This window comes from Gallibacterium genomosp. 1 (assembly GCF_001678575.1).
Taxonomy (GTDB): domain Bacteria; phylum Pseudomonadota; class Gammaproteobacteria; order Enterobacterales; family Pasteurellaceae; genus Gallibacterium.
In genome coordinates this window covers 1-8,073 of the sequence record NZ_JTJP01000027.1, presented here as the reverse complement: position 1 = coordinate 8,073, position 8,073 = coordinate 1, and the positions used below count along the sequence as shown (strand labels likewise).

Here is an 8,073-nt window from a genome sequence, read left to right as displayed (position 1 = left end):
GATCATAATGATAAATATAATTACCCATATTTATAATAAGTATTTAATTAAATGTGGGAGATTGAAGTGAAACTCAATAAAAAACTTTTTTTCGTCGGTTTAATAGGTGTGATATTAGGTGGTGTAATTTTAGCTGTTACACAATATGTGATGAAACAAACAAGCACAACAGAATTTTGTGTGAGTTGCCATTCTATGGAAATTCCAAAGGAAGAATGGGAGGGCAGTGTACATTTTTCCAACCGTAAAGGTATTAGGGCGGAATGTTCAGATTGTCATATTCCGCAAGATTCCGCATTTCATTATGTGAAAACTAAGGTGATGGCATTAAAAGATGTGTGGAATACCCTTGTGGTCGATAAATTACCAGACCAGGAATCCTATGAAGCACACCGCCTCGCGATGGCTAAATCGGTTTGGGAAGATATGAAAGCTAGTGATTCGGCAACCTGTAAAAGCTGTCATAGTATGGAAGCAATGGAGCTTTCAGAGCAATCAGAAGCAGCACAGAAAATGCATAAAATAGCACAGGAAACCAACCAAACGTGCATTGATTGCCATAAAGGGATAGTACATTTTATGCCTGAGATGGAAATTGATAATCAAGAAGCCAGTGGTGAATTAAGTAAACACGGTGGTGAATTTAGTCCGCAGGATAAAACTTTATATAGCCTTGCGATGAGTAATGCTAATATTGTTGACGGAGGCAGTATTCGCCTAATGCCTTATGCGGAATTAACCGATTGGAAAGCCACGGCTGATCAAGTTTCAGTAACGCTCACAGGCTGGCAACAAGCCGGGGCAGAAAGCATTCTTTATATGGATTTAGGTAAACGCATTATGGTGGCGTTATTGGAAGATGTGCCTCAAGATAAAATGCAGGTATTACGGACCGTTTATGATGAAGTTACCGCTTCAGATTGGAAGGAAGTCCGTTTGCAAATTAATGCACCGAAATCTATTTTAACGGCAAATTTAACCGCACTTAATCAATTTGGTAAAAATCTAAATGAAACCTATTGTAGTGGTTGTCACGCTGCAATTGGAGCAGATCATTACACCGCAAATCAATGGATTGGTGTGGTGAATTCAATGAAAAATCGTACATCAATGTCAGCAGATGATGTCCGCACACTTACGATTTATTTACAACGTAATAGCAAGGATAAAGTGAGCGCATCACATTAACCGTTTCCATTTGGAATATGGCTAAAATTATTTAGCACAGGTTTGACTCCGAGCTTGTGATCCTAAGTCGAAAGATATGGAAGCAATGCCTGCAACTTGATTGCACAATGGTATGGTTAGAAATGATTATGCCACTCGTTTTAGAAAGGTGTCGTAAGTTAAACTCATAGCATTTTATAAGTGCGGTGCAAATTTTTAGAATTTTCCCCAGATATAAAATGCCGTGGAAAGTCATACTGAGGTGAACAATGAAAAAACAAGACAACATTAATGCAAGTCGTCGTGATTTCATTAAACATTCTTCATTAGGTCTTGCTGGAACATCTTTATCAGGTGGGGCAGTAGGATCGTTGGTATCTTCTAAAGCAGTGGCGGCAGAGCAAAGCACGGTGGTTACTGCGGCACACTGGGGGCCTTTAGGCGTGGTTGTGGAAGAGGGGAAAGTGGTGAAGTCAGGCCCTGCGATTCCTGCACCGCTAACCAATGAATTGCAATCTGTGGTTGCCGATCAGCTTTATAGCGAAACCCGTGTTAAATATCCAATGGTGCGTAAGGGCTATTTAGAAGGCAACAAAGATACCACCTTGCGTGGACGTGATGAATGGGTACGCGTATCTTGGGAACAGGCGTTTGATCTTGTGGCAAAAGAGATGAAACGGGTGAGAGATAGCTACGGTGCAACAGGGATTTATGCTGGATCTTATGGTTGGTATAGCTCAGGCTCACTACACGCAGCACGCACCTTGCTACATCGTTACCTTAATGTAACGGGTGGTTTTGTTGGCTCAAAAGGGGATTATTCAACTGGGGCAGCACAAGTGATTATGCCGCACATTTTAGGCACAATTGAAGTTTATGAGCAACAAACCAGCTGGGAAACCATTTTAGAAAGTTCTGAGATTGTGGTGTTATGGTCGGCAAATCCACTCACAACCTTACGCATTGCGTGGACATCTACGGATCAAGAAGGCTTAGCCTATTTCAAAAAATTAAAAGAGAGCGGCAAACGCATTATTTGCATTGATCCTGTGCGTAGCGAAAGTTGCGAATTTTTAGGCGCAGACTGGATCCCGATTAATACGGCAACTGACGTGCCACTAATGCTAGGGATTGCACATACCTTGGTGACTGAAGACAAGCACGACAAAACCTTCTTGAAAAAATACACTTCAGGCTATGATAAATTTGAAGAATATTTATTAGGCAAAACAGATGGGCAGCCAAAAGATGCCACCTGGGCGAGTAAATTAACTGGCGTACCAGTGGAGATGATTAAACAACTTGCCAATGATTTTGTGACTAAACGCACAATGTTAATGGGCGGTTGGGGAATGCAACGTCAACGCCATGGTGAGCAAAGCCACTGGATGATGGTAACGCTAGCTTCTATGCTCGGGCAAATTGGTTTACCAGGCGGTGGTTTCGGCTTTAGTTATCACTATGCCAATGGTGGCGTACCAACCGCAACAGGCGGAATTTTAGGTTCGATCACCGCAAATCCAGCCGTACAAGCAGGGGAAAAAACGTGGCTTGATGAAACCTCAAAAATGGCATTTCCTGTGGCACGGGTTGCAGATGCTTTACTTAACCCCGGCAAAACGATTCAATATAATGGCACGGAAATTACCTATCCTGATATTAAATTAGTTTATTGGGCAGGTGGTAATCCATTTGTGCATCATCAAGATACCAATACCTTAGTGAAAGCCTTCCATAAGCCAGATACCTTTATTGTGAATGAAGTAAACTGGACGCCAACGGCACGAATGGCTGATATTGTATTGCCTGTAACCACCAGTTATGAGCGTAACGACTTAACAATGTCGGGCGATTATTCAATGATGAATATCTACCCAATGAAACAAGTTGTGCCACCGCAATTTGAAGCAAAAAGTGATTATGACATCTTCACCGAATTAGCGAAGCGTGCTGGTGTGGAAGAACAATTCACCGAAAATAAATCAGAAATGGATTGGCTCAAAGGTTTCTACCAAACCGCATTTGATGCCGCACGCAAAAACCGTGTATTGATGCCTAAATTTGAGAAATTCTGGGAAGAAAATAAACCGCTCACTTTTAAAGCTAGTGAGAAAGCGAAAAAATGGGTGCGTTACGAAGAGTTTCGCAATGATCCATTGTTGAATCCATTGGGTACACCATCAGGTAAAATTGAAATTTATTCTGATGTGGTAGCCAAAATGAATTATGACGATTGCAAAGGCTATCCAAGCTGGATGGAACCGGCTGAATTTGCAGGCAACACCGCCGCAGAAGCACCTTTAGCTTTAGTTACGCCACACCCATATTACCGCTTGCACAGCCAGCTTGCGCATACTTCATTACGTCAAAAATATGCCGTGAATGATCGTGAACCAGTGTTGATCCACAAAGATGATGCGGCAACGCGTGGTATTGTTGATGGTGATATTGTGCGAATTTTCAATTCACGTGGACAAGTGCTTGCTGGGGCAGTGGTTACTGATGGAATTATCAAAGGCACAGTAGCCTTGCACGAAGGGGCTTGGTACGATCCAGCAGACCTTGGACAATCTGATAAACCATTATGTAAAAACGGTTGTCCGAATGTGCTAACTCGTGATGAAGGTACGTCAAAACTCGCTCAGGGTAACTCGCCAAATACTTGTATTGTTCAGGTAGAAAAATTCATCGGTGAAGCCCCTGCGGTTACGGTGTTTCAACAGCCTAAAATGGTTGGTTAAGACCTAGAAGTAAATAATCCGCACAAAAATGTGCGGATTATTTATATAGATATTAGGAGAATATATGCTCAAAATAACTCATTTGGATCATTTGGTATTAACTGTTAAAGATATTGATATCTCAGTGGCGTTTTATCAAAAATTGGGAATGAAAAAGCAGATATTTTTAGGAGGAAGGGTAGCGTTACAATTTGGACAACAAAAAATTAATTTACATCAATTAGGAAAAGAATTTGAGCCAAAGGCTAAGCACGTGCAAGCTGGAAGTGCGGATCTTTGTTTTATTGTGTCTGAACCGTTAGAACAAGTGCTGAGTTATTTAAAAGAGCAGAATTTAAGCATCGAAGCTGGTATTGTGGAGCGTACAGGTGCGGTTGGAAAAATTCATTCTGTTTATTTGCGTGATCCTGATGGTAATTTAATTGAGTTGTCAAATTATCAAGAGAATATAGAGAAATAATGCCTACGGAAAGTAGGCATTTTGAGATTATTCGCTAACTTCTTTAATCTTCAATGGTGGATGTGTGATACGAGTTACTAGTAACTGGTCTATTTTATAGTGGTCAATATCGACAACTTCAAATTTAAATCCTTCAAATTCGACTGCATCCGCCGGACGAGGAATTTTTCTTAAACGATACATCATAAATCCAGCAATGGTTTCGTAATTTTCCCATTCAGGAAAATCGATATTAATGGATAAAGCGTGTTTTACATTCTCAATTGGCGTTGATCCTTCAATTAACCACGAGTTTTCATCACGTTTAATGATTTGTTGATCCTGCTCAATAGGAGCAACCCAGTCTCCCATTACCGTCATCATAATATCGGATAATGTAATAACGCCAACCACTAATGCATATTCGTTCATTACGACGGCAAATTTCTCTTTAGTTGCACGGAAACGGTCTAACAATTCCGATAGCGTTAATGTATCCGGAATAATCAAAACATTGCGAATAGTTGATTCATTAAGTTGGATCATTGATTGATTATTTAAAATTTTTACCAAAATATCTTTGGTATCGACATAACCAATGACCTGATCAATATTTTCGTTACAAACCAAAAACTTAGAATATGGATAATCAGCAATTTTTTGGCGAATACTTTGTTCGGATTCTTTTAATGTGAAATAGACCACATTTTCTCGTGTGGTCATACTGGACGGCACGGTACGTTCTTCCAATTCAAACACATTTTCAATGAAGTGATGTTCTTGTTGTTGTAATACCCCTGCTTGCGCACCTGCGTCCACAACCGCTGAAATATCATCAAAAGTAATGTTATCCTCGCGGTTAATATTCATTTTGAAAAGCCGAAAAATAGTATTGGCAATGGCATTGATGATCCAAGTAAAAGGCTTGCAGATCAGAATAAAAAGATTAATTGGATGGATCAATGTTACTGCAATTTTCTCCGGTGCAATCATTGCCATTCGCTTAGGCATTAAATCGGCGAAAATGATAAAGAGAGAAGTTACCAACGAAAATGATAAGGTAAATCCGATAGTTTCCGCCCATTCTCCCTGATAAAACTCTTCAACCAAGCCGACAAAATAGGGGCGAAACGCAGATTCGCCCAAGATCCCGCCTAAAATAGCAACCGCATTTAAGCCGATTTGCGAGGCAGCAAAAAAATCAGCTGAATTTTCTTGTAGAAACAATACTTTATTTGCTCGCTCATCGCCACTTTCCGCAAGCAGTTTTAATTTGATTTTACGCGCACCGGCAATCGAAATTTCTGAAATGGAAAGAAAACTTGAAGCGGCAATTAAAGCAACAATAACAATAAGATTTTGAAAAATAGTCACAAAACACCTATCAACAGTTAAATATTTACTTACCAAAACCACAGCTATTGTACTCGAAAAAGAGAGAGAACGGCTAATTTCACCGATTTTATTTATCGAAATAAGCAAAATATCGTTTAGCAAAGTGGTTATTTTAAGCTGTAAAAGAAATCTACCATATCGGGTAATTGTTTTTACGAGGAGTAAACCTTACCATTTTAGTCAGATATTACCCTTATAACCTCTGAGGAGAGATTTATGACAGCAGCGTCTCAACAAAATTATTTTTCTGATGCGGATGTGCAAAAATGGCGTACGGCAGATTATCACGAAGTGATTTCTTTTGTGGAAAACGGTTATCACCAACGTCATCGTCAACAGTTGCCGGAGTTAATTAAATTGGCGCAAACCGTTGAACAGGTTCACGCCGACAGTCCGAATTGCCCAGCTGGCAGTGCTTCTATTTTAGATAAAATTTATCAAGATCTTGATATGCATATGCGGAAAGAAGAGCAGATTCTGTTCCAAATGATTAAAGCCGGTCAATATGCAATGGCAAGAATGCCGATTCAAGTAATGTTGGCGGAACACGATGAAGCGGAAGAAGATGTGAGAACATTATTAACTTTAACGCGTAATTTAACGCTGCCGGAAGGAGCCTGTGGTACTTGGCAAGCGCTTTACAGCGGTATTGAGAAATTTATTGCCGATCTTCACGAGCATATTTATTTCGAAAATGAGATTTTCTTTCCGAGAGTATGTAGTGAAAAATAAAAAGAAACCTGTTTCTATAAAGAAACAGGTTTTTTATGATTTAGAGTAGATTTTTACGCCGTAGTTCTTTAGTAATTCGGATTGCCGTTTCGGTTTCGCAGCCTGTGTACTCTGCAATTTCACGGTTTGTCCAATTATATTCAGGGAAGTTTTTATTAAGAAAACAGATGCTATCAATAATTCTATCTAAACTTTTTAGATAAGCACTTTTTGCTAGCCTACTCTCAGCATCTCTTAGTTCATTTGCCAGTATTTGAAATAGCATATGGACAGTATGGGGATTTTCTAAAAAAAAGTTATCTAAATCTTGAGGTGTAATCCTAATAATTTCAGATTTTTTTAAGATCCTTGCACTACAGTGGTATGTACCATCGCCAAAGAGCGTTCTAAAACCGAAATAATCGCCTTGTTTATAAATTCTAACTAAGCTTTCTTTGCCGTTCTCTAGCATGTGATATAGACCAACTAACCCTTTTTCAACAAAATAAAATTCGTGTGATGAATCGCCTTGAAGATAAAGTACTGTGCCTTTGGGTACTGTATGTAAAGGAGTACATTGACAACACTTCAAGTCATAAGGAGATAATATTTGATTCATTGTGTGTTCTATGCCTATAGTCATTAATAACGAGTGATGCAGCGCCTTTTATGCCGGCAGAATCAAGTAATTGACAGCGTTTCATTTGGATTTTCTCTAAAGATGCAGATAATGCATAACGAGTTAGATATATTTTTACTTTTTGTATGATCAAATCTGCTGATTTAGAAACGCCTCCAGCTAAAATCACGAGTTCTGGATCAACTGTATTTAACAATACTCCCAATCCATAAGCTAAATATTTGCAGAAATTCTCTATTACTTCAATCGCAATTTCATCATTTTTATTGTAAAAATCAAATATATGGCTGACTTCTAAGTCAGATAAGCGATGATAGAATTGTTCACTCAACAGTCCTACTTTCTTTTCAAGTATCAGTCTTTTAGTTTCTCTAAGAATTCCGGTGGCAGAGGCATAAGTTTCAAGGCACCCGGTTAAACCACAACCACATTTTAATCCTTTTTCATTAACCACAATATGACCAAATTCACCGGCACAACCATGTACGCCAGATAAGAGTTTTTTATCAATAATGATACCGGCGGATAACCCCGTACCAATGGATATGACAATAATATTATTAAAACCTCGACCGCTACCGAATAATAATTCTCCTAAAGCGATATTATTCACGTCTTTTTCGACTTTCACGAATTTTTGAGAAATATCTTCCATTAATTGTTTAGCGTTAAAGTTATCTCCCCAAGAGAAGTTTGAAGCACGCGAGATAATTGCTTGATTTACGACTAAACCGGGAATACCTAAACCTATACCGAGTACTGATGAATCCCCTAATGATTTTTATCAAAATCATTAAGTTAAGGTAGATACACATCTTGTCATATGATCAAATGGTTTCGCCAAAAATCAATAATCAGACAACAAAATGTGCGAACTCGATATTTTACACGACTCTCTTTACCAATTCTGCCCCGAATTACACTTAAAACGACTCAACAGCTTAACGTTGGCTTGCCACGCCTTACTTGACTGTAAAACT

The 8,073-nt window shown here is 39.0% G+C and carries 7 protein-coding genes and 1 riboswitch; of the genes, 4 read left to right on the top strand and 3 right to left on the bottom strand.

Annotated features, from left to right (window positions below):
* The first annotated feature begins 66 nt into the window (after positions 1-66).
* From QV04_RS06235 to QV04_RS06225, 3 genes are all read left to right on the top strand, one after another.
* On the top strand, positions 67-1,188 hold the full coding sequence (locus QV04_RS06235) for a NapC/NirT family cytochrome c (RefSeq protein ID WP_419177511.1): 1,122 nt from the start codon (positions 67-69) through the stop codon (positions 1,186-1,188).
* A 34-nt stretch (positions 1,189-1,222) separates the two neighbouring features.
* Positions 1,223-1,355: riboswitch (molybdenum cofactor riboswitch) on the top strand.
* A gap of 81 nt (positions 1,356-1,436) precedes the next feature.
* Positions 1,437-3,908, top strand: a complete 2,472-nt coding sequence (torA, locus tag QV04_RS06230) for a trimethylamine-N-oxide reductase TorA (protein ID WP_065233326.1) — start codon at positions 1,437-1,439, stop codon at positions 3,906-3,908.
* A 64-nt stretch (positions 3,909-3,972) separates the two neighbouring features.
* On the top strand, positions 3,973-4,368 hold the full coding sequence (locus QV04_RS06225) for a VOC family protein (protein ID WP_065231431.1): 396 nt from the start codon (positions 3,973-3,975) through the stop codon (positions 4,366-4,368).
* Positions 4,369-4,395: 27 nt separating this feature from the next.
* Here the strand turns inward: QV04_RS06225 and QV04_RS06220 are convergent, their stop codons facing one another.
* Complete coding sequence (locus tag QV04_RS06220; protein ID WP_065233325.1) at positions 4,396-5,721, bottom strand: hemolysin family protein; 1,326 nt, start codon at positions 5,719-5,721, stop codon at positions 4,396-4,398.
* Positions 5,722-5,958: 237 nt separating this feature from the next.
* Here QV04_RS06220 and QV04_RS06215 point away from each other — a divergent pair, with 237 nt between their 5' ends.
* Positions 5,959-6,474, top strand: coding sequence for a hemerythrin domain-containing protein (locus QV04_RS06215; RefSeq protein WP_065233324.1), 516 nt, complete (start codon positions 5,959-5,961; stop codon positions 6,472-6,474).
* 40 nt (positions 6,475-6,514) lie between these two features.
* On the opposite strand, the gene QV04_RS06210 is transcribed toward QV04_RS06215, so the two are convergent.
* Together QV04_RS06210 and QV04_RS06205 are read right to left on the bottom strand one after the other, a co-directional pair.
* Positions 6,515-7,072: a Crp/Fnr family transcriptional regulator gene (locus tag QV04_RS06210; protein ID WP_039087641.1), complete on the bottom strand. Its 558-nt coding sequence runs from the start codon at positions 7,070-7,072 to the stop codon at positions 6,515-6,517.
* The gene (locus QV04_RS06205; RefSeq protein ID WP_268872747.1) at positions 7,047-7,844 is read right to left on the bottom strand and encodes an ROK family protein; all 798 of its coding nucleotides are present in this window, start codon (positions 7,842-7,844) and stop codon (positions 7,047-7,049) included. Before QV04_RS06205 ends, QV04_RS06210 begins: the two co-directional genes overlap by 26 nt.
* Positions 7,845-8,073 lie beyond the last annotated feature (229 nt).